The sequence below is a fragment of the Streptomyces sp. NPDC026522 genome (assembly GCF_055567555.1).
In genome coordinates, this window is the sequence record NZ_JBVHQF010000002.1 from 403,492 (window position 1) to 429,514 (window position 26,023).

Below are 26,023 nucleotides of genomic sequence, written 5' to 3' on the forward strand. Positions count from 1 at the left end.
CCACCAGGAGGACCGCCCCTTCCGCATGGCCGGCCGGCCGCGGGCCGCTACTTGGCGCGGTCGAAGTCGATCGCGCTGTAGGCGCGCAGCTTCGACAGCCGGTGGGTGGAGTCGATCTGCCGGATCGTGCCCGACTTCGACCGCATGACCAGCGAGGACGTGGTCGCGGTCTCCGAGCGGTAGTGGACGCCGCGCAGCAGCTCGCCGTCCGTGATGCCGGTGGCGACGAAGAAGACGTTCTCGCCGGACACCAGGTCGTTGGTGTGCAGGACGCGGTCCAGGTCGTGGCCGGCGTCGATGGCCTTCTGGCGCTCGGCGTCGTCCTTGGGCCACAGCTTGCCCTGGATGGTTCCGCCCAGGCACTTGATGGCGCAGGCCGAGATGATGCCCTCGGGGGTGCCGCCGATGCCGAGCAGCAGGTCCACGCCGGTGCCCTCGCGCACCGCCATGACCGACCCCGCGACGTCGCCGTCCGAGATGAACTTGATGCGGGCGCCGGTCTCGCGGATCTCCTTGACGATGCCCTCGTGGCGGGGGCGGTCCAGGATGACCACGGTGACGTCCTCGACGGCGATGTTCTTCGCCTTGGCGACCCGGCGGATGTTGACCGAGACGGGGGCGTTGATGTCGACGAAGTCGGCGGCCTCCGGGCCGGTGACCAGCTTGTCCATGTAGAAGACCGCGGACGGGTCGAACATGGTGCCGCGGTCGGCGGCGGCCAGCACGGCGATGGCGTTGGGCATGCCCTTTGCGTTCAGGGTGGTGCCGTCGATCGGGTCCACGGCGATGTCGACCTCGGCGCCGGTGCCGTCGCCGACCCGCTCGCCGTTGAAGAGCATCGGGGCTTCGTCCTTCTCGCCCTCGCCGATGACGACGACGCCGTTCATCGAGACGGTGGAGATCAGGGTGCGCATGGCGTTGACCGCCGCGCCGTCCGCGCCGAGCTTGTCGCCGCGGCCCACCCAGCGGCCGGCGGCCAGGGCGGCGGCTTCGGTGACGCGGACGAGTTCCAGGGCGAGGTTGCGGTCGGGGGCGTCGGGCGAGACTTCGAGCTGGGGCGGCAGGTTGTGCTCGGTCATCGGAGCGCACCTTTCTGTACGACGACGGCCGGGATGTGAGGGTGCTGGAACTCTATCGGTACGTCGACATATTGAGCAGAGCGGGTCACTTATGAGCGGAATATCGGTCAGGGTGTCGGCCTGAGCGGACATCATCAGCCCTGGCCGACGGCTTCGCCCGGGCGCCGCGCCCTACCCCGGCGGTGATCGCTCCCGCGCGTACGGGACTATGGAGCCGTGGCAGGTATGAAGGGCAAGCAGACGGTCCTGGACATGGTCCGGTCGCTGGCGGTGATCGGTGTCGTCGTGGCGGGCATCTACATGTTCGTCCCGCATGACGAGAACGCCGACCCGACGCGCGTGGTCGACTACCGGGTGGAGACGGCGACGGCCCGGCGCGCGGCGCCGTACCCGGTCGCCGCGCCGGTGGGTCTGCCGGCCGAGTGGCGGGCGACCTCCGTGTCGTACGAGCGCAAGAACGCCGACGCCTGGCACCTGGGCTTCCTCGACCCGGACAAGCAGTACGTGGCGGTGGAGCAGTCCAGCGACGCTTCCGCCAAGAACATCGCCAAGGTGACCCAGCAGGCCAAGCCCACCGGGCAGTCGCAGCAGGTCGGCGACCAGAGCTGGGAGCGCTGGGACGGCGACCAGTACGACGCGCTGGTGCGCCGGGAGCAGGGCCACGTCACGGTGGTGACGGGGACCGCCTCCTTCGAGGGGCTCGGCGCGATGGCCGCGGCGCTGGAGTTCAAGCAGGGCCAGTAGCCCCCGGCCGCGTGCAACGCCAGAGGCCGCCCACCCCGGGATCGGGGGTGGGCGGCCTCTGGCGTTGCACGCGGCCGGTACGGGCCGCCACCGCACTCAGACGGTGGTGATGACCTGGTCGAACGACAGGCGCGGGGAGCGCGGGAACCAGGCGTTCTCGCCCGGCTTGCCGATGTTGACGACCATCAGCGGGGTGTGGTCGGCGTCCAGGAACTCCTTCTGGACACCGGCGAAGTCCAGGCCCGTCATCGGACCGGCGGCCAGACCGGCGGCACGGACGCCGATGATGAAGTACGCGGCCTGCAGCGAGGCGTTCACCAGGGCGGCCTGCTCGCGGACCGGACGCTCGGCGAAGAAGAGGTCCGCGGCCTGCGGGAAGTGCGGCAGCAGCTGCGGCAGCTCCTCGTGGAACTCGTTGTCGGCGGAGAGGATCGCGACCAGCGGCGCGGCGGCGGTCTTGGCCTGGTTGCCCTCGGCCATGTGCTTCACGAGGCGCTCGCGGGCCTCGGGGGAGCGGACGAGGGTGATGCGCAGCGGAGTCTGGTTGAAGGCGGTGGGACCGTACTTCACCAGGTCGTAGATCGCCTGGACCTGCTCGTCGGTCACCGGCTCGTCGGAGAAGGAGTTGGCGGTACGGGCCTCGCGGAACAGCAGGTCCTGAGCGGCGGCGTCGAGAACGAGAGACATCGGAAAGCCTTCTTCTATGCGGAGGTGAAGCGCGATGTCGTCGACTCTACGAGAGAGATAGGTGAATTTTCAACTAAATCCCCCGAGAGTGAGCGAGGTCACATCCGGGCGGCCGTGGCCTTCACTCGCCGTCGTTCCCGGTGCCCTCCTCGGCCCCATCGCGCGCGGCCAGCGCGGAGTCGAGCCGTGCGCGGGCCCCTTCCAGCCAGTGCCGGCACACCTTCGCCAACTCCTCGCCGCGCTCCCAGAGCGCGAGCGAGTCCTCCAGCGAGGTGCCACCGGCTTCCAGCTTTCGGACGACCTCGATGAGTTCGTCCCGCGCCTGCTCGTACCCCAGCGCCGTATCGGCCTCGGTCATTCCCATCTCACCTTCATGCGCTCGATTTGCGGTAGATCTGCGGTTGAACGGCTCGTGCGGCGAGCCGACGCCCGTCGTCATTCGGCGGTGCGGGCGGCCTCTTGCCCCGTTTCCGCGGCCCGCCGGGTCTCTCCGGCCGGCCCGGCCTCCGCGGCCCGCCGGGTTTCCTCGGGCCCACCCGTCTCCTCGGGCCGCCCGGCCCCGTCCACGCGGACCGTGAACTCCCCGGCCGCCACCCGGGCGCGCAGCACGTCCCCGGTGCCGACCTCCTGGGGCGAGCGCACCACATGGCCGTCGGTCCGCTGGAGCACCGCGTACCCGCGCTCCAGCGTGGCCGCCGGGGACAGCGCCAGGACCCGCGCCCGGGTGTGCGTCAGCTCCGAGTCCGCCCGGTCCAGCAGGTGGCCCAGCGTCCGCCGGCTGCGTGCCACCAGAGCCTCCACCTCCGCCTCCCGGGTCTCCACCATCCGCTGCGGGTGCACGAACACCGGTCGGCCGAGCGCGTGGGCCAGCCCGCGCTCCTCCCGGTCGAGCAGCCCGCGCACCGCGCGCAGCCCCCGGGCCTGCAACTGGCGTACCCGCTCCAGCTCCTCGCCGACGTCCGGGACCACCTTCTTCGCCGCGTCCGTGGGCGTGGAGGCCCGCAGGTCCGCGACCAGGTCGAGCAGCGGGGAGTCCGGCTCGTGCCCGATCGCCGAGACGACGGGGGTGCGGGCGGCCGCGACCGCCCGTACGACCTCCTCGTCGGAGAACGGCAGCAGGTCCTCGACGCTCCCGCCGCCGCGCGCCACGATGATCACGTCGACCTCGTCCATGGCGTCGAGCTCCCGTACCGCCCGGATCACCTGGGGCACCGCGTTCACCCCCTGCACGGCGACGTTGCGCACCTCGAAGCGGACCGCCGGCCACCGGCGCCGGGCGTTCTCCAGCACGTCCCGTTCGGCCGCCGACGCCCGGCCCACCACCAGCCCGATCAGCTGCGGCAGGAACGGCAGCGGCCGCTTGCGGTCCAGCGCGAACAGCCCCTCGGCGGCGAGCGAGCGCTTGAGCTTCTCCAGCCGCGCCAGCAGCTCGCCGATGCCGACCGGCCGTATCTCGGTGGCCCGCAGCGACAGCTGCCCGCGCGGGGCGTACCACTCCGGCTTCGCCCGTACGACGACGCGCGCGCCCTCCGACACCAGGTCCGCGACGTCGTCGTAGACCTGGCGGAAGCAGGTGACGCTCAGCGAGATGTCGTGCGACGGGTCGCGGAGCGTCAGGAAGACCACCCCCGCCCCCGGCCGCCGGGACAGCTGGGTGATCTGCCCCTCCACCCACACCTGGCCGAGCTTGTCGATCCAGCCCCCGATGAGCCGGGACACCTGACCGACCGGCAGCGGCGCCTCGGCCGACGTATTCAGACCCATGCAGGCAGGCTAGCCGCCCGGACCGACAGTGGGACCGGGCCCCGCCCCCCGGGGCCGTCCGCGTCGGCCCCGCTGGGCCACCAGCACCACCAGGCCCACCACGAGCCACAGCGCCCCCACCACCTGCGCCGTCCGGGCCGCCTCGGCGATCACCGCGACGGTCACCGCCGCGCCCAGTACCGGGACCACCAGGTGCAGCCACCAGTTCGGCGGCCCCGACCCGCGCCGTACGACGAACCACCCCACCACCGAGGCGTGCAGCAGCGTGAACGCCACCAGCGCCCCGACGTCCACCACCGACACCAGACGGTCCAGGCCGTCGTCGCGCCGCGCCGCCCACACCGCCGCGACCAGCGTCACCGTCGCCGCCACCAGCAGGGCCGGCCGGGGCGTGCCGTCCGAGGTCCGCGCCAGCACCCCCGGCAGCCGCCGCTCCCGGGCCATCGCGAACACCAGCCGGCCCGCCGCGGCCTGCCCCGCCAGCGCCGCGAAGGCCGCCCCGATCGCCTTGCTCGCCGCGACCAGGTCGTGCAGCCAGGTACCGGCCGCCGACTCCACCGCGGTGTAGAAGGCCGGCCCCTGCAGCGCCGGGTCGGCCGCCAGCTCCGCCGAGGACAGCGGCATCAGCAGCGCGGCCAGGTAGCTCTGCGCGACGAACAGCACCCCGGCCAGCGCCAGACAGAACAGCACCGCCCGCGCGACCCGCTCCGAGCCGCCCGTCACCTCCTCCGCGAAGGACGCGATGGCGTCGAAGCCCAGGTACGACAGGACCGCGACCGATACCGCGCCCAGCACGGCGGCCACCGAGAACTCCAGCGAGCCGTCCCCGGTCAGCGGGGACAGCCAGCCGCGCCGCGCGCCGCCCTGGGCGAGCACGGTCACCGCCGCGACCACGAACACCAGCAGCACCAGGACCTCCATCGCCAGCACGGCGAACCCCACGCGCGCGGCGGCCCGTACGCCCCACAGGTTCAGCAGGGTGGTCACCACCACCGCCAGCGCCGTCCACACCCACCGGGAGACCTCGGGGACCAGGGCGTTCATCGCGATGCCGGAGAAGAGGTAGGCGACCGCCGGGATCAGCAGGTAGTCGAGCATCGCCATCCAGCCCGCGATCAGCCCCGCCCCCTCGCCCAGGCCCTGGCGGGCGTACGTGAACACCGACCCGGCCCGCGGTGCCACCCGCACCATCTGGGCGTAGGAGCAGGCGGTGAAGGCCATGGCCACGGTCGCGGCGAGGTAGACCAGGGCGACCGCGCCGTGCGACTTGGCGTCGAGCGTGCCGAAGACCCCGACCGGGGCCATCGGCGCGATGAAGAGCAGCCCGTAGACGACCAGGTCCCGGAAGCCGAGGGTGCGCCGCAGGGCGGCGGGCGCCGTGGGGGTGTCCGTCGCGGACGCCATCGTTCCTCCGGGGGATAGCCGGTACGTACGTGCCACCCAGTCTGTGCCGAACGGGCGACGACCGGCCTGCCGGAGACCCCCGTACGATGGACCGCATGACTGCTCCCGCCCCTGCTCCCGCTTCCCGCCGCGTCCTGCTCGCCGCCCCCCGCGGCTACTGCGCGGGTGTCGACCGAGCCGTGATCGCCGTCGAGAAAGCCCTCGAGCAGTACGGCGCGCCGGTCTACGTACGCCACGAGATCGTGCACAACAAGTACGTGGTGCAGACGTTGGAGAAGAAGGGCGCCATCTTCGTCGAGCGGACGGAGGAGGTCCCCGAGGGCTCCATCGTGATGTTCTCCGCGCACGGCGTGGCCCCCGTGGTCCACGAGGAGGCGGCGCGCGGCAAGCTCGCGACCATCGACGCGACCTGCCCGCTGGTCACCAAGGTGCACAAGGAAGCCATCCGGTACGCGAACGAGGACTTCGACATCCTCCTCATCGGCCACGAGGGCCACGAGGAGGTCATCGGCACCTCCGGCGAGGCCCCGGACCACATCACGATCGTGGACGGCCCGCACGACGTGGAGAAGGTGACCGTCCGGGACGAGTCGAAGGTCGTCTGGCTGTCGCAGACCACGCTCTCGGTGGACGAGACGATGGAGACCGTCGACGCGCTCAAGACCAAGTTCCCGCTGCTGGTCTCGCCGCCGAGCGACGACATCTGCTACGCCACCTCCAACCGGCAGGCCGCGGTCAAGCAGATGGGCGCCGACTCCGACCTGGTCATCGTCGTCGGCTCCAAGAACTCCTCGAACTCCATCCGCCTGGTCGAGGTGGCGCTGGACGCGGGCGCGGGCGCGGCCCACCTGGTGGACTTCGCCAGCGAGATCGACGAGGCCTGGCTGGAAGGCGTCACCACGGTCGGTCTTACCTCGGGCGCCTCGGTGCCGGAGGTGCTGGTCGAAGAGGTGCTGGAGTGGCTGGCACAGCGCGGGTACGGGGACGTGGAGATCGTCAAGACGGCGGAGGAGTCGATCGTCTTCTCGCTGCCGAAGGAGCTGCGCCGCGACCTGCGCGCGGAGGCGGCCGGCCTGGTGGCCGACACCTCGGAGTCGGCCGACCAGTAGGCCACGGCCCGCACCGTTGCCTACGGTGGTCCCATGGAGATCTTCGGTGTGGACATCGGCGGAACCGGCATCAAGGGCGCTCCCGTGGACCTGGACCGCGGCGAGCCGGTGCACGAGCGCCTGAAACTACCGACACCGCACCCGGCCACCCCCGAGGGGGTGGCCGAGGTCGTCGTCGAGGTGGTCCGCCACTTCGAGTGGGACGGCCCGGTCGGCGTCACCTTCCCCGGCGTCGTCACGGACGGCGTCACGCGCACCGCGGCCAACATGGACCCCGCCTGGGTCGGCATGGACACGGCGTCCCTGCTCACGAGCCGGCTGGGCGGGCGCCCCGTCACGGTGCTGAACGACGCGGACGCGGCCGGGGTCGCGGAGATGACGTACGGGGCCGGCCGCGGCCGCACCGGCACGGTCATCCTGCTGACGCTGGGCACGGGCATCGGCAGCGCCCTCTTCACGGACGGCCGGTTGGTGGCCAACAGCGAGCTGGGGCACCTTGAGCTGCACGGCCACGACGCGGAGAAGCGGGCCTCGGTGAAGGCCAAGGAGGACGCGGAACTGACGTGGGAGCGCTGGGCGCGGCGGGTGGAGAAGTACCTGGCCCACGTGGAGATGCTGTTCTCCCCCCAGCTCTTCATCATCGGCGGCGGCGTCAGCCGCAAGCCCGAGAAGTTCCTCCCGCTGATCGAGGGCATCCGGGCCGAGATCGTCCCGGCGCAGCTGCAGAACAACGCGGGCATCGTCGGCGCGGCGATGGCGGCCCGCCCGGCGAAGACGGCGTAGCGGGGACGGCGGCTGCCTGTCCCTAGGCCGTGCGCCTGGGCAGCCGCCGCTTCCCGATCAGCACGGCCTTGCGCACCAGCGCGATCAGCGCGGCGATCACCGTGCCCGCGTACAGCCAGCCGGCGTGCAGGGACAGGGCCGACACGATCCCCATCAGCTCCCCGCCGAAGCCGCCGGAACCCCCCGAGACGGGCCACACCCCGACGGCGAACGCGATCGGCACGGACACCGGCGCGGTGATCAGGTCCGCCGGGCGCACCCAGAGCGCGGTGGCCGCGGCGACGGGCAGGAAGAGCAGCCCGTACGCGAACAGCGAGGAGCCGAACAGCAGCCAGTCGATCCCGCCGACCAGCACCATCGCGGCGCAGGCGAACAGCCCGCCGCCGAGCCCGGTCAGCCGGGGCCGGGGCAGCCGCCGGGCGGCCGCTGGCCGCGCCGGCCGCCCCGCCCGCGGGCCGCGCACGGGGCGCTTCGTTCCGTACCGCTCCGCGCTGCTGTACTGCTCCACCCTGTATGGCTCCACCGCACCAAACTAGGCGGGAGGGGCCGTCCGGGGCGGCCTGGACACGCGTACATCGAGCGCCACTCAGCGGAAAGTAAACTGTCAGGTGGCCCATCCCCGGGCCGCCGCCCCCTCCAGCTACGGGAAGTCGCCAACGTGTCGCTCACGATCGGAATCGTCGGCCTGCCGAATGTCGGCAAGTCGACCCTGTTCAACGCCCTGACCAAGAACGACGTGCTGGCGGCCAACTACCCGTTCGCCACCATCGAGCCGAACGTCGGCGTCGTCGGTGTCCCGGACAAGCGTCTGGCCGTCCTCGCGGGCATCTTCGGCTCGCAGAAGGTCCTCCCGGCGACGGTCGACTTCGTCGACATCGCCGGCATCGTGCGCGGCGCGTCGGAGGGTGAGGGCCTGGGCAACAAGTTCCTGGCGAACATCCGGGAATCGGACGCGATCTGCCAGGTCATCCGTGCCTTCAAGGACGAGAACGTGGTCCACGTCGACGGCAAGGTCTCGCCCAAGGACGACATCGAGACGATCAACACCGAGCTGATCCTCGCGGACCTCCAGTCGATCGAGAAGGCGGTGCCGCGCCTGACGAAGGAGTCCCGCCTGCAGAAGGAGAAGGTCGCCGTCCTGGCCGCCGTCACCGAGGCGCAGAAGATCCTCGAAGCCGGCGACACGCTCTTCTCGAAGGGCATCACCAAGGGCACGGAGCAGGGCGACCTGCTCCACGAGCTGCACCTGCTGACCACGAAGCCGTTCCTGTACGTCTTCAACGTCGACGAGGACGAGCTGACGGACGACGCCTTCAAGGCGGAGCAGAGCGCCCTGGTCGCCCCGGCCGAGGCCATCTTCCTGAACGCGAAGCTGGAGCAGGACCTCTCGGAGCTGGACGAGGACGAGGCCCTGGAGCTGCTCCAGTCGGTCGGCCAGGAAGAGCCCGGCCTGGCCACCCTCGGCCGCGTCGGCTTCGACACCCTGGGCCTCCAGACCTACCTGACGGCCGGCCCGAAGGAAACCCGCGCCTGGACCATCAAGAAGGGCGCCACCGCCCCCGAGGCGGCCGGCGTCATCCACACCGACTTCCAGCGCGGCTTCATCAAGGCGGAGGTCATCTCCTTCGCCGACCTGGTCGAATGCGGCTCGGTCACCGAAGCCCGCGCGAAGGGCAAGGCCCGCATGGAGGGCAAGGACTACGTCATGCAGGACGGCGACGTGGTGGAGTTCCGCTTTAACGTTTAATGCGTTCGGCAAAAGGCCGTCTGACCTGCGGCGGCGCGGGTTGGGCGGCCTTTGCAGTCCGCACAGAGTCCGCAGCGTGCTGGCTTCGGTCCGCGCGCGGGGGGAGCGGCTACGCCGCTTCGTCGACCTGCGGCTGGGCATCGGCGGACCGGTCCGCGTACGCCCTGTCGACGGCGGCCCGGGTCCGCTCCTCGGAGTCGGGCCACAGGTGGGTGTAGATGTTCAGCGTCATGGCCGCGTTGGTGTGGCCGAGGCGCTCGGAGACGGTCTTCACCGACTCGCCGTGCTTGATCAGCAAGCTGGCGTAGTGGTGCCGGAGAGAGTGGGGTCCGGTGCCCTTCGCTATTCCGGCCTTCGCGCAGGCGGGCCGCCAGGACCCCGCTTCCTCGCCATCGCGGCCTTCACCACCGCCGGCGTCGCCATGCCGCTCGGCTACGACCACGAAGCCACGACCCGTATGCTCCGAGCCCGCACCGGCACGTCCCTAGTCGGCGCGGAGGACGTGGACGTCGTACGCCAGATCACCGCGGCCTTCAGCGCCGCCGACGAACGCCTCGGCGGCGGGCACGGACTGACCACCGTCACCGCGTACCTCGCCGACACAGCGGCCCCCATGCTGCGCGGACGCTTCCCCAGCGATGCCTTACGCTGGGCCGCCTTCGGCGCCGTCGCCGAACTTGCCTACCTCGCAGGGTGGAAGCACCACGACCTCGGCCAGGAAGGTGCCGCCCAGCGCTACTACCAGGTCGGCTACGAGCTCGCCTGCGAAGCCGACCCCCACGGCCACGCCGCCTGGATGATGCGCGCCCTCGCCCACCAGGCCCTGAGCCTCAAGCAGCCCCACCACTGCGTCGACCTCGTCGAAGGCGCCCTGCGGCGCGGACTCAGCCACGTCGACGGCCAGACCGAGGCCCTCCTCCACATCACCCACGCCCGCGCCTACGCGGCCACCGACGAGAACCCGTCGGCCGCACGCGCCCTCCTCGCCGCCGAGGACGCCCTCCTACGGGACGACGGCCCCCAGCCCAGCTACTCCCGCGTGAGCGGCCCGGCCGCTGGCACCGTGGCCAGCCACACCGCCCGCACCCTGACCGACCTCGCCGACCACATCGGCACCGAACAACAGCACCGCGATGCCTTCACCCGCTGGGACCCTGAAAAGTACAAGCGCGTCCACGCCCTCACCCACGCCGACCTCGGCGACAGCCTCGCCGCCCAGGCCCGTGCCGACGAAGCCGTCGCCGCCTGGACCCAAGCCCTGGTCCTCACGGAGGGCATGACCTCAGACCGCACCCGCAAGGCGATCACCTCGATCCGCTCCACCCTCGTGGTCTACCAGCGCCGCCGTGTCCCTGGCGCCGTCGATCTCGCCCGCCGCGCCCGTGAAGCCCTCGCCTAACATGCCCAACAACCCACCCGAAGGGAAGACCGTGGCCCAGCAGACCAACGACCAACCAGAGGCCCTCAAGCCGGCCTTGGAATCCATGACCCTGCTGGTCGCCGCCGTCATCGTCCACGACAAGGCCACCAACCGCGTCGTCCTCCTCCAGCGCAGCGAAATCGCCAAGTTCGCCCAGGGCATGTGGGACCTCCCCGTCGGCAAGAGCGAACCGGGTGAACCCATCACGGAGACCGCCGTACGTGAGCTTTACGAGGAGACCGGCCTCACGGTGAAGCCCGAGTCCCTCAAGGTCGCCCACATCATCCACGGCGCCTGGGGCGTCGAAGCCCCCAACGGCTTCCTGACGGTCGTCTTCGCCGCTCACGAGTGGACTGGCGAACCCGAGAACCGCGAACCGCGCAAGCACTCCCAGGTCTGCTGGGTTGATGCCAACGCCATCCCTGACGCCTTTGTAGACACGACTGCCAGTGCACTCCATCAGTACCTGCGCGGCAGCTCTCAGGTGTCACTTAACGGGTGGCATTAGTTGCGCGTCCTGAGTGTGGGTGCCGTGCCATCCGCCGACTCCGGCTTGATGGCGACGGGCTGGTTGGGCTACTCACCTGGGAACATCGTGGCTGGGAAGTAGCAGCTTCCGGTCTCATTTGCATGACGCTTCTTGCGTCGCAAAAGTTCATCGAGCGTTAGGCGCCCGTCGAGAACATAGAAGAAATCGAGGCCCTCCATCGTTAGGAACGGCGTACTCTCTCTGTACGCTTCTCGGGCTCCGCTAGTGAATCCATTTACGCTGATAAATATTCCAAGCGAATTCTTTCCCTTCCGTCTCACCTTCTCATTGAAGCTGTAGAGGTGGTGGGGCTGGATCGCTTCCTGCCACCACTTGGCCTCAACGATGTAGTCGTCTGTGTCGAAAGTGAGTGAGCCGTCGATTTGCTCGTACTCCAGGCTGTATGACAGGCGAGGTTCCGTGTCGAACAGCCTGAAGATGTCATTCAGGAATGGCTCGAAGAGCCTGCCAGCCTTCTGGCGATTATCCATATGCTCCAGTTCGAGGAAGCGTTCTTTAAGGGCAGCAAGCTTAGCTTCAAAGCTGTGCTGGGCTTCTACCACAGCGCGGTATGTGAGAAGTTCGTCATCGAACTTCCACTGTTGTTCGTGGGCAACGCGCTGGCGGTCCACCAGCCCCCTGAGATGGTCGACTGCTTCTTTTGCCTCGGCGATCAGGGACTCGGCGTTCTCATGCCGCTTCAGGGCAGGGAAGCTCGTCAGCTGAGAAACCTCCGCCATCATCCGAAGCGAAAGGTCGCGGTATTGGCGCTCATTTGCCATCAACCGGTCCACGAACTCATCTGCGGTGGCCCACTTGTAGCCGCTGAAGTCCATGTGGGCCAGCAGTGAAGGGTGGTCTGTGGCCCACAAGCGGATGAATCGTTCGAGGTCGCGCTTGTACCAGAAGATCGACTTAAGCGCGCCGGCCAGGGCTCCGTAGGCGGCTGGGCTGATCGGCTGCGCTGGTTTCGGCGTGCTCGTCATCCCTCGTCCGACCTCCCAGTCTCTGTGCGGGGCTACTAACGCCTGGTCAGATGATGCTATAGAGGGGAGTCGGGTGCTTACCTGCCTTCGTGTTGGATTGCCCGTCCTGTGTGGCGCCGCAGGCCAGGATTGGGCCGCAGGCATTCTGCTTCCGTTACTGATGTTCCGTCAGGAATGTTGCTCAGCAGTCGAGCAGCGTTCTGGTTAGTGCCGGTCGGTCGGCTATGAGCGCCTCGTTCTACTGGCGGCGCCGCAGTTGCTGGATGGTCGGCACGATGGCCAGACAGAGCAGGGCGGTCCCGCCGAAGGCGGCGCCGCCTGCGAGCAGGGCGTCCACCGGCGTGCTCCCACCGAGGCGCTTGAGGAAGCCGGTGCACGCCGCGACCAGTAGCGAGAACAGCAGCATGACCAGCAGCCAGGGGAGCCACGTGCCACCTGTGGTGTCGGTGGACCGGGGCGGGCTTGGAGGGGGAGTCACGGCGGAGTTCCTTGTCGGATCGACTTTGACGCGTTGAAATCGCGTTGAGATTTCTAAGTTCTAGCGCAAGAGCGCAGGGTTATGCATCCAAGTCCACATATGTCATTGAAGTTGGGTAGATTCTCGCGTTAAGCGCTCAACGTTCAATGGCAATCGGTCACTTTCGTTCAGTTCATGGCATCGGCTTCGTATTTCCAATGTAACGCGTAAGTATGGATTCGAGGGACTGGCCTGGCTAGATGGATCGGCTTGAAAAAGAGAAGCTTCAAGGGTGTGGTCGATCGCGTCCGGCAGCGGTCTCGGTGAACCCGATGATGTGATGGGGAGAAACGGTGGTTGAAAACGCTCAGGCGGGGCCATTTGCTCGCCCTGCGTCTTTGAAGATGCAGCGCCAGTGGGTGGACGCCGGTCTGAACACGCCAGGGGTGAACGTTCCGCGTGAGGCGCTGCTCAATTTCGCCCCGTTCGTGGTCGATCCGGAGTCCATGCTGACCGAACAAGATCAGGTCGGAATACGAATGTGGCGACCGGATGCCCTGCGGCAGCTCCACACCGATGCAGGGGACATGCTGATCGCGGCGGTGCGGATGCATGGCGCTGGGGGAAGTGTCTGGGAACACAACGAGCGGATCAGCTCGTTGTGGCACTCGCCCGCCAATCCGGCACCGGTGCGGGAGGACGAGAGCTCGCTGTCCGCAGTGCGCCCCTACGTCCAGCAGGTGGCTGGCGGCTCGACTCAGGAGTTTGCGGCCGTGGAGAGCGTGGCCGAGAACCGCGAGTCACTGGTCGCGAATCTGGAGAAGGCCGCGTCGGGGCTGCGCGAACGGGAAGGCCACCGTTCCTACGATCTCAGGCAGGACCTGATCCTCAACGGGCAACTGGAGCCGTGCCTCTACGTCGCGCAGCACATCCTCATCAAGGAAGCACCGCTACAGGGTCGGGACGGACGTCCGCTACATCCGGCCGAACACTGGCAGTGGATGGCGGTCCGGGGCAACAACCGGACGCAGCGGCGCCACGACATTTTCCGGATCTCGTCCGCCGATGTGGTCGCGGGTGTCCCGGTCAAGAAGATCGGAGGGAGCGGGGAAGGCGTCGTCTTTGATCCGAACGACTGGCTCACGCGCCTCTCCGACCTGCTGAACGAGGAGTACGAATCGCTCTCCGCCGCCACGAGCCCTGCCGATCCTGACGACGACTCCCGTGCCGTGCAGGCTGCCAGGCTCGCGGTGGTGGAGTCCCACCTGGTCGTGGGCACCTCGACACCACGCAGGCTCTACCGCATCGCACAGATGAGCAATCGGCGTGACCACGTTCATATGCCGCTGGAGTTCACCCCGAACGACCGAGGGCGGGCGCTCGGTCGCAGCGTGCTCGGAATGTACGTAGCGGAGGGAGTGCTCGGCGAAAGGGTCGCGGACGTTTTGTCAGGAGGCGTTCCTATTGCGGGTTTGCCAGGACTGCCGGCGGATGCGGCGGTATCGGAGCTGCGGGACATCCGTTCGATGATGCTTATCCGGGAGCTGTTTCCGGTGGAGCGGCGCAAGCGGTTGCTGATCCGACGGGCACTCAGCGAGGCGCCGCCGTCCCAACTGAGCGCTCCGGAGGCCAACCGGCGGGCGCGGGTCTGGTCGGCTATGACCTCGGAGAGCTTTCCAAGCCCGTGGAACCCGCGGATCGCGGAGGTCTTCCAGCTCGGCGATGTCCGGGACGGCCTCAATCCCTCGGACCGGCGGTTGCCGGAGCTGCTTGCCAAGGCGGACACTGATGATGAGGCATTCGAGGAACTTATTTTTTTCCGGGCGGCACATTGGCTCGCGGCCTTCGACCTCATCGACGCGGACCGGGGATCGCTGACAGGGCAGAAGACCGACGACGACGGAGCCAAGGCGGACCGCGTCCGACGGACAGTCAAGAACAACCTGATGGCCATGCGGAACAACCGCCGCAAGGCGGTGGGTGTCCTGCGGGAGCTGGCGGCCGCGATGGACGAGGGGGACCGTCGCCCGCGGAAGGTCTCGGCGACTGGCGAACCCTTGCTGGAACCGATGAATCGGGCTTGGTTCAACCGGGAGTTCCCCAAAGAGGCGGGAATTCGTGGACGTGGGGTGCCGAAACCACGGGGCAACTCCTCTGCGCCGCGGTCAACCGCACAGTCCGTTCAGTTGGCGGTCGGCAACGGTGCTATGGCGGTGCCCGGCGAGGAGCGGGCGGCACCTGCAGCGAAGAACGGGCCTCTTCAATCTCCGAAAAACGTACCGACCCGTCCGGCGCCGGATGAGGTTCAGCCGCCGAGCCTAGAACGTGTCCCTGTGACCGACCCGGCGCCCGATTTGGCGGTGAACCTGGAGCAGCAGGTGGGGGCGCTTATCCAAGACGTCGGGAGATGTCTAGAGCTTGCCGCGTCTCTGGCCGTGCTTGCGAAGCCTGGAGGCCGGTCACTGGCTCGGGACCAGGCGGACAGCATGACACTGGGCTTGATGACGGCTGAGGTGGAGATCCGCCGGTTGCGGGCGAAGCTGGAAGGACTTGCCGAGCCGCTCGCAGGTCCGTGAGACGCTACTGGGTTCGTTCGGGCCGTGCCTGCAGCTACGGCCGAGAGGCGAGAGGCGGCTTAGCCCTCGGAGGCGGGGGCGAGTCCGAGGGCTGCAGGAGGGGGTCGCGCTCGGTGTTGAAGGGCCATCGCCGCCCATCCCCGGCGGCGTACAAGGCGTCGTTATCGCCGTCGAGCTGTTGGACGAGGGCCTCGATGGGGACGTCATGATGCAGCCGAGTGGCCGCGACGCCAGAAGGTGGGGAGCCACCAGCAGAGCACCGAGCGGTCGTCGGGCCACGGGGCGCGTTCGTCCGCGTCCCAGTCCTCGAAGGAGTCGCGCGTCAGGTCGATGGGGCGCCAGGCGGGCTCGAGGGGCTCGTCCTCGGCCGGAGGGCGGACGTACCGCAGGCCGTGATGGTCGCAGGCGCCGAAGTCCTGGTAGTTGCGCTGGGCCTCGATCAGGGAGACCTTGTTCGCTCCGCCGTCCATGGTCGGCCAGCGGAACTGGACCCCGTCGTCCTCCCAGAAGCAGACGGGGCAGATCTCGTAGGAGCCGGGCATGTCGTCGAGCACGCGGTGCCCGCAGCAGGGACAGGGGTAGGAGTCGCTCACCTGCGCAGTCTCGTTGCAGGTCCCGCCGGTGTGCCATGGATTTCTCTGCCTCGGCGTACCCAGCGAGTCCGCAGTCAGTCCGCGGGACACCCGTAAACGGCCGTCGGGTGCCAACGCCTGCCAACGAGGAAATCCCAGGTCAGGTCCCTGCGCGGGGCTCCGCCGCAGGGCAGGATTGGCCGCCAGACATTCCGCTTCAACGTGTAGTCATCTCGTTACTTCACGTTAGGTAATTTCGTCCGGTGTGCAGGTCAGAAGGGGTCGGACTCTGGTGACTCCGACCCCTTCTGCGTTCCCGTGCTGACTTGATGCTGACTTTTCAGCTGCTGCGTGGCGGTGTGAGCTTGTCGAGGTCCAGGCTGATCTCGAAGGGCACCGGGCGCTGGAGGGTGCCCCGGAAGATCCCGGCGGGGGCGTAGGCGCCGGTTGGTTCGTCGAGCTCGTAGACGTGGACGACGGGTGCCCCGTCCTCGTCCTCGATGCACCAGTAGTGCGGGATGCCGGCCTCCGCGTACTTGCGGAGCTTTACTGTGCGATCGCGATGGGCAGACTCGGGTGAGACCGCCTCCATGACGAGCTTCACGTCCTCCGGGGCGTACCAGGTGCGGTCGGGGTCGTACGGCAGGTTCGTCAGCAGAAGGTCCGGCTCGGGGCGGTTGCGGGCGTCCAGGCGGATCGTCATCTCGCGCTCGACCTCGAAGCCGGCCGGCGCCTGCGCCATGAGCGTGGTGGTCAGGGCGGTGACGAGGCGGCCGTGCCAGGACCGCTGGGGCGACATCATGAAGACGAGGGCTCCGTCGATCAGCTCGGTGTGGCGGGGCGCCTCGGGGAGGCGGTCGAGGTCCTCCGCGAACCAGCCTTCCGCGCGCGGCGGGCGCATCCAGTCGGGCAGTGCGGTCATGGCTTCACGGTAGCGCCTGCTGCTCATGCCGAGGAGCGAATGGCAGGGCGAGTGGAGCGCTGGCAACTTCTAGCAGACCGCCGCGCCTATCCGGTCTTGGAGGTGATCGAGGCGCTCTGGCCTCTTTCGCAACCTCATCTCCTGGAAACGACCGAGTCGCAGGCCGGTCTGGTGATGGTCAGGGGAGACCGGGACGCCGTCGGGACTACTTCCGTGCTCGCGCCTCAACCCCGGTCCGTCTGAGAGGTGCGTGGCCCTCAGCCGCTTTCACCGCTAATGAGGTGGGCGGTGCGAAGGGCGTGTCGCGCCGCTGCTGCGGCCCGTGCTGATTCTGTGCTGACTTGAGCCCCGCGAAAGTATGTTTCCACAGGTGGGAGCGTTGTGATGGAAGTTCCGGTTCAACGTCTGAGCGGATGAAATGACACCACGTCGCTGACGTGGCAAATATGCAGGTGGAAAAGGGCCGGACTCGGGTGAGTCCGGCCCCTTCCGCCCCCCTGTCGGTCGCCGCGTGGCGGGGTGAGCTTGTCGAGGTTCAGGCTGATCTCGGAGGGCACCGGGCGCTGGAGGGTGCCTCGGAAGATTCCGGCGGGCGCGTGGGCACCGGTGAGTTCGTCGAGCTCGTAGACGTGGACCAGGGGATCCCCGTCCTCGTCCTCGATGCACCAGTAGTGGGGGATGCCGGCCTCCGCGTACTCGCGGGGTTTACTGTGCGGTCGCGGTCGGCGGACTCGGGGGATACGGCCTCCATGACGAGCTTCACGTCCCCCGGGGCGACGTCGTGAAGACGAGGGCCCCAGCGATCAGCTCGGTGTGGCGGGGCGCCTCGGGGAGGCGGTCGAGGTCCTCCGCGAACCAGCCTTCCGCGCGCGGCGGGCGCACCAGTCGGGCAATGCGGCCATATGCCAACCCTAGTGATTGCAGCGCCCCTTTCGCCGTTCGGTCAGAGGCCGGGGACCGAGGCGATCGTGAAGGTGGTCGGGGTGCCCGTGGAGGGGGTCATCGGGCCGTCCTTGTCGAACTGGGAGCGGACCACCAGGGTGCGGCCGGCCCGGTGGGTGAGGGTCGTGGGGATCTGGAGGTCCGGGTCGGTGAGGGCGCGGGTCAGGCGGGCCGCGGTGCCGTCCGGGGTGAGCTGCCAGCGGGTCAGCGTGTTGGTGGCGTTGTGGGCCACGCGCAGGACGCCGCCGGGGGAGAGCTGGAGGCCGTCGCCGTGCTTGAGGTCGCCGCCCCGGAGGGTGACCCGGGACAGGGCGCCCGTGCGGAGGTCGATCCGGTGGAGGTCGCCCGCCGTCATGTCGACGGTCAGCAGGAAGCGGCCCGCCGGGTCCGCGACGATGCCGTTCAGCGTGGCGCTGCCCGCCGGGGCCGGGGGGACGTCGGCGCTCAGGTCGTACGCCACCTCCAGTGCGCCGGAGCCGGCGGCCAGTCGCGCCGGGGTGACGCGGTAGACCACCGCGCGGAGGCTGTCGGTGAGGTACGCGGTGCCGTCCGGGGTGAGCGCGAGGTCGTTGACGAAGGACGGGGCGCCGGCGGGGGTGTCGAAGTGGGCCAGGCGGGCGCCGGAGCGGGTGTCGTACACGGCGACGCCCTTGGTGGAGTCGGTGACCCACAGCCGGCCGTGGGCGTCGACGGACAGGCCGTTCGCGGTGTGGCGGCCGTCGGTCCCGGCCGGGAGGAAGACCTCGGCGGTGCGCTGTCCGGGGCGGGCGCGGTAGACGGTCCCGTTCGCGTACGAGCCGACGTACACCGTGCCGGTACGCGGGTCGGAGGCTATGCCCTCCGGGTAGACCTTCCCGCCGGGGAGGGAGAAGGCGGTGGACAGCTGCGCGGGGGCGGCCGCGCCGGCCGGGGCGGCGCCGAGGGTGAGGACCGTGGCGAGGGCGGCGGCGAGGGGCACGGCCTTGAGGGTGGACTTGGCTGCGAATCGCATCCGGCGACGTCCTGTTCTGTGTGGTCGATCAATGTTGTGGGTGCGAATGTAAGTTAGAGCTCTAATGTATGCAAGGGGTCTAGGATGTGGGAATGACTTCCATGCCTGCCCAGGAGCGCATCGGCGCGTACATCAAGCGCGCCGAGCAGGCGCTCCTCGCGGCGAAGAACACGGCGTGCAAGCCGGCCGCAGTAACGGTTCCCCAGTACGCCGCCCTGCTCTGGCTCTCCGAGAAGCCGGGCATCTCCGCCGCCGCGCTCTCGCGCCTGTGCGGGGTCACTCCGCCGACGATGAACACCGTGCTGAAGAACCTCCAGGAGCGCGGGTTCATCGAGCGGACGCCGCACGAATGGCACGGCAACGTGCTGGAGACCCGGCTCACCGAGCAGGGCCGGGCCGCGATGGAACTGGCGGACACCGGGGCGGTGCGGGTCGAGCGGGCGCTGGCGGCCGAGTTCAGCGGCGAGGAGCGGGAGCGGCTGATCGAGCTGCTGGAGCGGTGCGCGAGCGTCCTCGACGCGCTGAAGTGACCCCGGGCCGGGGTGGGTCGGGTCGCGGCTTTTTTGATCGTTCCGGGAACTCCCGGCAGGATTCGTACATCAGCACCAGTGGGTCAGTACTCGGGACGTCCCACCCCGTTCAGCGTTCGGAGCGAAGTCCGTGCCTCAGTACCCGCAGGGCCCGCGGCCCCAGGAGACGACCGCCGGCCCCGCGCCCGAGCGGTCCCGCCGCGCGATATGGATCAGCGTCGGCCTCGCGGTCGCGCTGATCGCCGGGGGCGGTGGCTTCGCCGCCTGGAAGGCCGAGTGGTTCTCCGGCAACGGCCGGGCCGTATCCTTCGGCAAGACCGCCCCGACCGCCGACGCGAAGGCGCCGCGGAGCCCGCAGCAGCAGGCGCCGGCGGCCCCGCCGCGGCCCACCGGAGATCCGGACGTCCTCATGGAGACGGGCCCGCGGTCCGACTTCAAGCAGACCGCCAAGCTGGACGACGGCACCGTCATCGCCAAGACGCGGCTGGCCGGCGCCAAATCCGGCTTCGAGGGCGACGTCTGGGTCTGGACGCCCAAGGAGTACGGCGACCCGAAGTACGCAAAGAGCGCCTTCCCGGTCCTGATCTCGCTGCCCGGCGGCAACGGCTTCCCGGCCAACTACTGGTCCGACCGCAGCCTCGGCCTGCAGAAGGCCGTCGAGGACGGCGTCGCGGCCGGCACCAGCCTGCCGTTCATCCTGATCATGCCGGTGCTCAACCCGGACAACAAGTACTACTACGACGGCTCCGACATCCCCGGTCAGCCCAAGATGGGCACCTGGCTCGCCGAGGACGTCCCGGACTTCACCCGCGCCAACTTCCGTACGTACAAGTCCCGCGACGGCTGGGCCTTCATGGGCTCCTCCGCGGGCGGCTTCGTCGGCATGAAGCAGGTCCTCCAGCATCCGGACCGGTTCAAGGCCGTGATCGCCAGTGGCGGTGAGATCGTTCCCGACTCGCCGCTCTGGAAGGGCCACCAGACGGAGATGGACGAGAACAACCCGGAGAAGCTCGCCAAGAAGCTGATCGACGCCAAGGGCCCGGACGTCTACATCAACTTCCAGGTCGGCACGAAGGAGACCGGCAAGGACCGGATGCTCAAGTTCCAGCGCGAGTACGGCACCGGCCCCGTCAAGACGACCATCCACGACATCCAGAACGGTGAACACAACGGCTGGCATTACGTCCGGGGGATGAAGGAAAGTTCCCTGGAGTGGATCAGCAAGGTGCTGAAGGGCCCCGTGCCCGCAGCCGGCTGACGGGCCGCCGCACCACCCCCGGCCTGCGCAAACGGCCGTCGGACCGGCCGCCGTACCGGTCCCCGGGCCAGTACGCCGACCCGTACGCCGGACACCTCCCGGGCCCGCCGTGCGCGCGGGGGCGCCCGTCCCCCGCGTGGCTCTCGCCACGTCGCACCCGTCCCAGGCAACCCATAGCGTCGTTCACACCTCTGTAAGGGGTGTAAGGGGGACCAATCGGTCCGACCCGCGCTCGCGCAGGGCGCCGGAGAGGGAACGGGACACGATCCGTGCAGCAAGACCAGCAAGGCGACGGCAGCCCGACGACCAGGACGACCGGCCGCCGCCGTCTGATCCTCCTCAGCGGCGCCCTCGCCCTCGCCCTCGCCGCCGGGGGCGGCGTGGCGGCGTACGAGACCGGCTTCTTCTCGGGCGTCGGCGAACCGGTCGCCTTCGGCAAGACCCAGGAGACCGCCGCGGCCACCGTGGCGATGCCCCGGGGCGTCCGGATGCCCACGGGCCCGAAGGCCGCCTTCGTCCGCACCGCCCGGCTGCCCGACGGCACCCAGATCGCCAAGACCACCCTGACCGGGGCGAAGTCCGGCTTCACCGGCGACGTGTGGGTGTGGGTGCCGAAGGAGTACGACGAGCCGAGGTACGCCAAGAGCGCCTTCCCGGTCCTGATCTCGCTGCCCGGGGGCCGCGGCTACCCCACCAACTACTGGGGGACCGGCCCCGGCCTCGGGCTCCAGCAGGCCGTGGCCGACGGCGCGAAGGCGGGCACCAGCCTGCCGTTCATCCTGGTCATGCCGGTGATCAACGCCGACACCAAGCACCACTTCGACGGTTCGGACATCCCCGGTCAGCCCAAGATGGGTACCTGGATGGCCGATGACGTCCCCGCTTTCACCAAGGCCAATTTCCGCACCTTCACCTCCCGCGACGGCTGGGCCTTCATGGGCTCCTCCTCGGGCGGCTTCGGCGCCTTCAAGCACGTCCTCAAGTACCCCGACCGGTTCAAGGCCGTCATCGCGAGCGGCGTGGACATCGTCCCCGACTCCCCGCTGTGGAAGGGCCACCAGAGGGAGATGGACGAGAACAACCCGGAGAAGCTCGCCGCCGAGCTGATCGAGGCGGGCGGCCCGGACGTCTACGTCAACTTCCAGATCGGCACGAAGGAGAGCGGCCGCGACCTGGCCGAGGGCTTCATCAGGGAGTACGGGAAGGGCCCCGTGCACACCCGGCTCCAGGTGATCCAGGATGGCGAGCACAATGGCAAGTCCTACGTGCGGGGCATGAGGGAGGGAGCCTTGGAGTGGATCAGCAAGGTGATGCTCGGACCGACCCCCGACCCCGACGTGCCGTGAGCCCGCCGGTGAAGGGACGCGCCGTCATCGGCGCCCTGGCCGCCGCCGGGATCGCGGCCGTGTTCGGCGTCGCGTTCGTCGAGGCGACGGGCGACCGGGCGGTGCACCCCTTCCCCACCGTCGGAGTCCTGATGGCCAACGGGGAGCACTGGTGCACGGCCAGCGTCGTCGACAGCCCCAAGGGCAACGTCGTCGCCACCGCCGCGCACTGCGTGGCCCCCGCCGGCGAGGACGGGCAGCCGGGCCAGGCCGCCCACGACGGCCAGGCCATCGGCGAGCTGGCCTTCGCGCCCGCCTTCTCCGGCGCGGGCTCCGGCACCCAGCCGCTGGGGCTGTGGAAGGTCCGGTCCGTCCACGTGGACGACCGCTGGACGAAGTGGGGCGACGAAACCGCCGACTTCGCCTTCCTCACCGTCGAGCCCGACGAGGACGGCCGCAGCGTGCAGGACCGCGTCGGCCGCGACGAGGCGCCGAAGCCCGACTGGACCTCCGGTTACGAGCGGGAGGTCACCGTCGTCGGCTACCCCGAGTCCGACCGCAACCCGCAGAACAAGCCGGTCTCCTGCACGACGCAGACCCGGCACGACGAGGACGACCCCGCCATGCTGTACATCAGCTGCTCGGGCTTCTGGACGGGGACCAGCGGCAGCCCCTGGATCGCCGACCGGGGCGGCCCGGGCCGGCCCGGCCGGCTGATCGGGGTGCTCAGCGGCGGCGACACGGACGTGGACTCCACGGCCGCCCTGTACGACGAACGGGCGAAGGCCCTGTACGAGCGGGCCGCGCGCGGCTGAACCGGGCCCGCGCCCTCAGCCGCGCTCGGTGCTGACGATCAGGCCCACGCCCGCCACGACGATCGCGCCGCCGGTCACGATCGGCCAGGTCAGCGGCTCGGCCAGGATCAGCCAGCCCAGCGCGACGGCGACGACCGGATTGACGTACGCGTACGTGGCCACCAGCGACAGCGGCGCCGAGCGCAGCAGCCACACGTACGCGGTGAAGGCGACGAGCGAGCCGAACAGCACGAGGTAGCCCAGCGCCAGCCAGGAGGCGGTGGAGAACTCCGCCGGACGCAGCCCGTGCTGCTCGCCCCGGGCGAGGCCGGTGAGGATGCCGCCGATCCCGCCCGCGAGCATCTGGTAGGCGCTGCCCGCGAACGGATTGGCGGGCAGCGGCAGCTTCGAGGAGGAGAACGAGCCGAGCGCCCACAGCACCGAGGCGGCCAGCACCAGCAGCACCCCCGACAGCGCTACGTCGCCACCGGTCCCGGGGCTGGTCAGCACGGCCAGACCGGCCAGCCCGAGCAGTACGCCGGCCACCGTGCGGGCCGGCGGCCGGTCCCCGGTGGCCGCCCGGAGCAGCACGAGCCACATCGGCACGGCGGCGACGAGGAGGGCGGCGAGGCCGGAGGGGATCGAGGTCTCGCCGAGCACCACCAGGCCGTTGCCGCCGAGGATCAGCAGCAGGCCCACCAGTACCGCCGAGCCGAGCTGCGCGCGGGTGACGCGCAGCGCGGCCGGGCCGAAGCGCCAGGCGACGAGGCCGGCCAGCAGGAGCCCGGCCGTGATGAACCGGGCCCCGGCCGAGAGGAACGGCGGCATCGTCCGCACGACGACGCGGATGGCGAGGTAGGTCGAGCCCCACAGGACGTAGACCAGGCCGAGGGCGGTCCATATGGACGCGGAGATCTTCGAGGTGCGCACCACGGGAGCCTACGGGGGTTTGCGGATCGGACTTGGCGGACCATCAGCCCTTGAGCAGGCCGTTCAGCTCGCCGTACGGGAGGCCGCCGGAGACGGCGCCGTAGGTGCCGGCGGTGAGCAGCTCCTCGGTGGCGCGGCGTACGACGGCGTACGCGGCTTCCGCCACCGCGGACCCGAGGCTGACGCGGGCCACTCCGAGGGCGCCGAGCTCGGCGACGGTCGGGGCGCCGGGGCCGACGAGGACGTTGAGCGGGGCGTCGATGCCCTTGGCGAGTTCGGCGACGGTGGCGGGGTCGGTGACCCCGGGGACGAAGATGCCGGAGGCCCCGGCCCGCAGGTAGGCCGCGGCGCGGGCGAGGGTCTCGTCGAGCCGGGTGTGCGGTGCGCCGAGGCCGAAGAGGTACGTGTCGACGCGGGCGTTGATGTAGAGCGGGATCCCGGCGGCTTCGGCGGCGGCGCGGGCGGCGGCGATGCGGTCGGAGTGGTCGGCGGGGGCGCGGTTGCCGTCCTCGATGTTGATCCCGGCCGCGCCGGCGGCCAGGACGGCGGTGACGGTCTCGCCGACGCCGGCGGGGTCGGCGGCGAAGCCGCCCTCGATGTCGGCGGTGACGGGCACGGAGACGGCGGCGACCACGCGGGCGACCAGGTCGAGCGCGCGGTCGCGGGCCAGGGCGTCGCCGTCGGGCGAGCCGAGCGACCAGGCGACGCCGGCGCTGGTGGTGGCGACGGCGGGGGCCCCGGCCGCCTCGACGAGGCGGGCGCTGGCGACGTCCCAGGCGTTGGCGAGGGCGAGGGGGGAGGCGGGGGTGTGGAGGGCGGCGAAGGTGCGGGCGGCGGTGGCGGTGGCGGTGGCCTTGGCGTCGGCGAGGGTCATGGGGTCAGTCCACCAGAGGGTGGGGGGTGGGGGCTGGCCATTTTCCGACGGGGTCGTGGGGAGGGCGGTCCGGGTGCGGTCCGGTCGCGCTGCGCGGCCCCGGCTGCGCCGGGCTCTGCGGGGCTCCGCCCCGCGCCCCGCGCCTCAATCGCCGGCGGGGCTGGGGGTGCCGGCCGGGCTCAAAGATCGGGGCTCCGCCCCGGACCCCGCGCCTCAATCGCCGGCGGGGCTGGGGGGTGCCAGGCGGGGCTCAAAGATCGGGGCTCCGCCCCGGACCCCGCGCCTCAATCGCCGGCGGGGCCGGGAGTGCCGGCGGGGCTGGGGGTGCCGGCCGGGCTGGGGGTGTCGGCGGGGCTGAAGGGACGCTTCACACGCCCGGGGCGCCGGAGGGGTTCGCGCCGCAGAGGGGGAGGGCTGCCGTGCGGCCCCGCAGGGGGTTGGTGGGGGAGTCGGGGGAGACCGCCGCCCAGCAGGCCGCCGCCGTCGGTTCGACCGAGAGGCCGCGCCGGGCCAGGTCGGCGCGGGCCGCGCGGAGGCGGTCGTCCGGCACCGTCACGATGGCGCCGCCCGACTCGCGGACCGCCGCCAGGATCTGCCGGGCCCGCGGCGGGGCCGGGATCGCGATGCCCTCCGCCAGGGTCGGCCGCTGCACCACCGGCTCCGCGTCGTCCGCGCCCGCCGCGAACGCCGCCGCCAGCGGGGCCACCGCCGCCGCCTGCACCCCGATCAGCGCGGGCGGCCGTACGCCGCGCCGGGACAACTCCGCCACCGCCAGCGCCGCGCCCAGCAGCAGCGTGCCGTTGCCCACCGGCACCACCAGCACCTCGGGCAGCCGTCCCCCGAGTTCCTCCCAGACCTCGTACACGTACGTCTTCGTCCCGTGCAGGAAGTACGGGTTGAAGACGTGGCTCGCGTAGAAGACCCCCGGCTCGTCGGCGGCCGCCCGTGCCGCCCGGGCCGCCGCCTCGCGTCCGCCCGGTACCACCCGGACCGCCGCCCCGTGCGCCCGCATCCGTTCCGTCTTCTGCGCCGAGGTGCCCTCCGGCACGAAGACCTCGAGGTTCAGCCCGGCCCGCGCGCAGTACGCCGCGAACGCCGTCCCCGCGTTGCCGCTGCTGTCCGCGACCACCCGCTCCGGACTCAGCCTCCGGGCCAGTTCCACCAGCATCACCGCGCCCCGGTCCTTGAAGGACAGCGTCGGCATCAGGAAGTCGAGCTTGGCGTGGATCCGCTCCGTCAGCGGCACCAGCGGGGTGAGCCCCTCGCCGAGCGAGACCGGGATCTCCCCCTGCAACGGCAGCACCGGCGCGTACCGCCACAACGACGCAGGCCCGGCCGCCGGTTCCAGCGCCACGGCCGGGTCCGGCGCGAAGTCGAGGTCCCAGGGGCCGCCGCACGCGGGGCAGCACCACCGTGCGGTCGCCGCGTCCGACCGGGTGCCGTCCTCAGGGCAGACGTAACCGGGGAGTTCCTGTGTCATACACGGATGTTACGCGTCAGCCGGGGCTCAAGGCGGGCTGTTCCGCGCCGTCCTGACACCCCGTCCCGCGCGGCGGCACGGCCGGGCCGGGAACACGGGGCCGACCGGCGGACCGGTCGC

The 26,023-nt window shown here is 70.3% G+C and carries 25 protein-coding genes and 2 pseudogenes; 11 read left to right on the top strand and 16 right to left on the bottom strand.

All coding sequences use genetic code 11. The features are described 5' to 3' along the window. Positions 1 to 47: 47 nt before the first annotated feature. Positions 48 to 1,079 (bottom strand): class II fructose-bisphosphatase, encoded by a 1,032-nt coding sequence (gene glpX / locus ACZ4M3_RS06450; protein ID WP_467730491.1) that lies wholly within the window; start codon positions 1,077 to 1,079, stop codon positions 48 to 50. Positions 1,080 to 1,304: 225 nt separating this feature from the next. Here glpX and ACZ4M3_RS06455 point away from each other — a divergent pair, with 225 nt between their 5' ends. Beyond that, entirely contained in the window at positions 1,305 to 1,823 is a 519-nt protein-coding gene (locus tag ACZ4M3_RS06455) for a DUF4245 domain-containing protein (RefSeq protein WP_467730819.1), read from the top strand. 96 nt (positions 1,824 to 1,919) lie between these two features. On the opposite strand, the gene ACZ4M3_RS06460 is transcribed toward ACZ4M3_RS06455, so the two are convergent. The 4 genes from ACZ4M3_RS06460 to ACZ4M3_RS06475 all read right to left on the bottom strand — a co-directional run bounded on the left by ACZ4M3_RS06460 (position 1,920) and on the right by ACZ4M3_RS06475 (position 5,678). Continuing rightward, positions 1,920 to 2,510 (bottom strand): malonic semialdehyde reductase, encoded by a 591-nt coding sequence (locus ACZ4M3_RS06460; RefSeq protein ID WP_467730492.1) that lies wholly within the window; start codon positions 2,508 to 2,510, stop codon positions 1,920 to 1,922. 121 nt (positions 2,511 to 2,631) lie between these two features. Next, positions 2,632 to 2,868, bottom strand: coding sequence for an exodeoxyribonuclease VII small subunit (locus tag ACZ4M3_RS06465; RefSeq protein ID WP_467730493.1), 237 nt, complete (start codon positions 2,866 to 2,868; stop codon positions 2,632 to 2,634). A gap of 77 nt (positions 2,869 to 2,945) precedes the next feature. Next, on the bottom strand, positions 2,946 to 4,274 hold the full coding sequence (gene xseA / locus ACZ4M3_RS06470) for an exodeoxyribonuclease VII large subunit (RefSeq protein ID WP_467730494.1): 1,329 nt from the start codon (positions 4,272 to 4,274) through the stop codon (positions 2,946 to 2,948). Between the two features lie 9 nt (positions 4,275 to 4,283). Beyond that, the gene (locus tag ACZ4M3_RS06475; RefSeq protein WP_467730495.1) at positions 4,284 to 5,678 is read right to left on the bottom strand and encodes an APC family permease; all 1,395 of its coding nucleotides are present in this window, start codon (positions 5,676 to 5,678) and stop codon (positions 4,284 to 4,286) included. An 86-nt stretch (positions 5,679 to 5,764) separates the two neighbouring features. On the opposite strand from ACZ4M3_RS06475, the gene ACZ4M3_RS06480 reads away from it, so the two are divergent. Then, positions 5,765 to 6,787, top strand: a complete 1,023-nt coding sequence (locus ACZ4M3_RS06480) for a 4-hydroxy-3-methylbut-2-enyl diphosphate reductase (protein WP_467730496.1) — start codon at positions 5,765 to 5,767, stop codon at positions 6,785 to 6,787. Between the two features lie 33 nt (positions 6,788 to 6,820). Continuing rightward, a complete protein-coding gene (gene ppgK, locus ACZ4M3_RS06485; protein WP_467730497.1) occupies positions 6,821 to 7,570 on the top strand; it encodes a polyphosphate--glucose phosphotransferase in 750 nt (249 codons plus the stop codon). A 22-nt stretch (positions 7,571 to 7,592) separates the two neighbouring features. Here the strand turns inward: ppgK and ACZ4M3_RS06490 are convergent, their stop codons facing one another. Continuing rightward, complete coding sequence (locus tag ACZ4M3_RS06490) at positions 7,593 to 8,093, bottom strand: DUF6542 domain-containing protein (protein WP_467730498.1); 501 nt, start codon at positions 8,091 to 8,093, stop codon at positions 7,593 to 7,595. A gap of 135 nt (positions 8,094 to 8,228) precedes the next feature. On the opposite strand from ACZ4M3_RS06490, the gene ychF reads away from it, so the two are divergent. Then, complete coding sequence (gene ychF / locus ACZ4M3_RS06495; protein ID WP_467730499.1) at positions 8,229 to 9,317, top strand: redox-regulated ATPase YchF; 1,089 nt, start codon at positions 8,229 to 8,231, stop codon at positions 9,315 to 9,317. Between the two features lie 109 nt (positions 9,318 to 9,426). Here the strand turns inward: ychF and ACZ4M3_RS06500 are convergent, their stop codons facing one another. After that, a complete protein-coding gene (locus ACZ4M3_RS06500; RefSeq protein WP_467730500.1) occupies positions 9,427 to 9,759 on the bottom strand; it encodes a tyrosine-type recombinase/integrase in 333 nt (110 codons plus the stop codon). On the opposite strand from ACZ4M3_RS06500, the pseudogene ACZ4M3_RS06505 reads away from it, so the two are divergent. Together ACZ4M3_RS06505 and ACZ4M3_RS06510 are read left to right on the top strand one after the other, a co-directional pair. Beyond that, positions 9,694 to 10,716, top strand: a pseudogene (locus ACZ4M3_RS06505) (tetratricopeptide repeat protein); the annotation flags it as partial. The gene ACZ4M3_RS06500 and the pseudogene ACZ4M3_RS06505 sit on opposite strands and share 66 nt — an antisense overlap. A 1-nt stretch (position 10,717) precedes the next feature. Next, a complete protein-coding gene (locus ACZ4M3_RS06510) occupies positions 10,718 to 11,245 on the top strand; it encodes an NUDIX domain-containing protein (RefSeq protein WP_467730501.1) in 528 nt (175 codons plus the stop codon). A 68-nt stretch (positions 11,246 to 11,313) separates the two neighbouring features. Here ACZ4M3_RS06510 and ACZ4M3_RS06515 read toward each other — a convergent pair whose 3' ends face one another. Both ACZ4M3_RS06515 and ACZ4M3_RS06520 read right to left on the bottom strand, forming a co-directional pair. Then, on the bottom strand, positions 11,314 to 12,252 hold the full coding sequence (locus ACZ4M3_RS06515; RefSeq protein ID WP_467730502.1) for a restriction endonuclease: 939 nt from the start codon (positions 12,250 to 12,252) through the stop codon (positions 11,314 to 11,316). A 238-nt stretch (positions 12,253 to 12,490) separates the two neighbouring features. After that, positions 12,491 to 12,730 carry a hypothetical protein gene (locus ACZ4M3_RS06520; RefSeq protein WP_467730503.1) on the bottom strand — a complete coding sequence of 80 codons (240 nt, stop codon included), beginning with the start codon at positions 12,728 to 12,730 and terminating at the stop codon, positions 12,491 to 12,493. Positions 12,731 to 13,107: 377 nt separating this feature from the next. On the opposite strand from ACZ4M3_RS06520, the gene ACZ4M3_RS06525 reads away from it, so the two are divergent. Then, on the top strand, positions 13,108 to 15,285 hold the full coding sequence (locus ACZ4M3_RS06525) for a hypothetical protein (protein WP_467730504.1): 2,178 nt from the start codon (positions 13,108 to 13,110) through the stop codon (positions 15,283 to 15,285). A 203-nt stretch (positions 15,286 to 15,488) separates the two neighbouring features. On the opposite strand, the gene ACZ4M3_RS06530 is transcribed toward ACZ4M3_RS06525, so the two are convergent. The 4 genes and pseudogenes from ACZ4M3_RS06530 to ACZ4M3_RS06545 all read right to left on the bottom strand — a co-directional run bounded on the left by ACZ4M3_RS06530 (position 15,489) and on the right by ACZ4M3_RS06545 (position 18,712). After that, the gene (locus ACZ4M3_RS06530; RefSeq protein WP_467730505.1) at positions 15,489 to 15,878 is read right to left on the bottom strand and encodes a CPCC family cysteine-rich protein; all 390 of its coding nucleotides are present in this window, start codon (positions 15,876 to 15,878) and stop codon (positions 15,489 to 15,491) included. A gap of 319 nt (positions 15,879 to 16,197) precedes the next feature. Further along, positions 16,198 to 16,779 carry a Uma2 family endonuclease gene (locus tag ACZ4M3_RS06535; protein WP_467730506.1) on the bottom strand — a complete coding sequence of 194 codons (582 nt, stop codon included), beginning with the start codon at positions 16,777 to 16,779 and terminating at the stop codon, positions 16,198 to 16,200. Between the two features lie 509 nt (positions 16,780 to 17,288). After that, positions 17,289 to 17,681 (bottom strand): annotated as a pseudogene (locus ACZ4M3_RS06540) (Uma2 family endonuclease); the annotation flags it as partial. A 41-nt stretch (positions 17,682 to 17,722) separates the two neighbouring features. Beyond that, complete coding sequence (locus ACZ4M3_RS06545; RefSeq protein WP_467730507.1) at positions 17,723 to 18,712, bottom strand: SMP-30/gluconolactonase/LRE family protein; 990 nt, start codon at positions 18,710 to 18,712, stop codon at positions 17,723 to 17,725. A gap of 92 nt (positions 18,713 to 18,804) precedes the next feature. Here ACZ4M3_RS06545 and ACZ4M3_RS06550 point away from each other — a divergent pair, with 92 nt between their 5' ends. From ACZ4M3_RS06550 to ACZ4M3_RS06565, 4 genes are all read left to right on the top strand, one after another. After that, positions 18,805 to 19,242: a MarR family winged helix-turn-helix transcriptional regulator gene (locus ACZ4M3_RS06550; RefSeq protein WP_467730508.1), complete on the top strand. Its 438-nt coding sequence runs from the start codon at positions 18,805 to 18,807 to the stop codon at positions 19,240 to 19,242. A gap of 130 nt (positions 19,243 to 19,372) precedes the next feature. Continuing rightward, complete coding sequence (locus tag ACZ4M3_RS06555) at positions 19,373 to 20,500, top strand: alpha/beta hydrolase (RefSeq protein ID WP_467730509.1); 1,128 nt, start codon at positions 19,373 to 19,375, stop codon at positions 20,498 to 20,500. A gap of 269 nt (positions 20,501 to 20,769) precedes the next feature. Continuing rightward, entirely contained in the window at positions 20,770 to 21,846 is a 1,077-nt protein-coding gene (locus ACZ4M3_RS06560; RefSeq protein WP_467730510.1) for an alpha/beta hydrolase, read from the top strand. An 8-nt stretch (positions 21,847 to 21,854) separates the two neighbouring features. Beyond that, a complete protein-coding gene (locus tag ACZ4M3_RS06565) occupies positions 21,855 to 22,640 on the top strand; it encodes a trypsin-like serine peptidase (RefSeq protein ID WP_467730511.1) in 786 nt (261 codons plus the stop codon). 15 nt (positions 22,641 to 22,655) lie between these two features. Here the strand turns inward: ACZ4M3_RS06565 and ACZ4M3_RS06570 are convergent, their stop codons facing one another. From ACZ4M3_RS06570 to ACZ4M3_RS06580, 3 genes are all read right to left on the bottom strand, one after another. Further along, positions 22,656 to 23,549, bottom strand: a complete 894-nt coding sequence (locus ACZ4M3_RS06570) for an EamA family transporter (RefSeq protein WP_467730512.1) — start codon at positions 23,547 to 23,549, stop codon at positions 22,656 to 22,658. Between the two features lie 43 nt (positions 23,550 to 23,592). Beyond that, positions 23,593 to 24,423 carry an isocitrate lyase/PEP mutase family protein gene (locus tag ACZ4M3_RS06575; protein ID WP_467730513.1) on the bottom strand — a complete coding sequence of 277 codons (831 nt, stop codon included), beginning with the start codon at positions 24,421 to 24,423 and terminating at the stop codon, positions 23,593 to 23,595. Between the two features lie 367 nt (positions 24,424 to 24,790). Next, a complete protein-coding gene (locus ACZ4M3_RS06580) occupies positions 24,791 to 25,903 on the bottom strand; it encodes a pyridoxal-phosphate dependent enzyme (protein WP_467730514.1) in 1,113 nt (370 codons plus the stop codon). Positions 25,904 to 26,023 lie beyond the last annotated feature (120 nt).